Origin of the sequence: Plebeiibacterium sediminum, assembly GCF_026013605.1 — a bacterium.
In the GTDB taxonomy this organism is placed as follows: domain Bacteria; phylum Bacteroidota; class Bacteroidia; order Bacteroidales; family Marinilabiliaceae; genus Saccharicrinis; species Saccharicrinis sediminus.
The window spans coordinates 1-401 of the sequence record NZ_JAPDPJ010000349.1; the positions used below are offsets into that span (position 1 = coordinate 1).

The following is a 401-nucleotide window of genomic DNA, read 5'->3' on the forward strand; positions in this document are numbered from 1 at the left end:
TAAGCCGCAAAACAAATTATCATGGCAGAAATTAATGAGCAAAATGATTTGTACCCTTCGATGGAAGAAATAGAGGGTTTAGAAGAAGCGATTCTTGAAAAAGAGGAAGATGCTTTAGAGAAAGAAGAAGACCAGGACGATGCGGTCGAAGGTATTGGCGATTTAGGTCGCTCACGCCGTAGAACCAGACGCAGAGGGCGAAGAAGTCGCAGAAGAACCAGCCGAAAACGTGCTGTACGTAGGTCATACAATGCCGGAGCAAGAAGTACGGCTGTAAAAACAGGACTTACCAAAGACCTGACTTCAAAAGGTCAGTTTGAACTTCGCAGACAGCAATTGCCACCGGAAGTGCAGAAAGCATTGAAAGATGCACGTATGCAAACCGTTGACACGGCAATCTA

At 45.4% G+C, this 401-nt stretch carries 1 protein-coding gene; it reads left to right on the top strand.

Features of this window, described 5'->3' with window-relative positions; all coding sequences use genetic code 11:
• Window positions 1–48: 48 nt before the first annotated feature.
• Window positions 49–401: hypothetical protein (locus tag OM075_RS25740; protein ID WP_301193407.1), on the top strand; the 353-nt coding region annotated here is incomplete at its 3' end.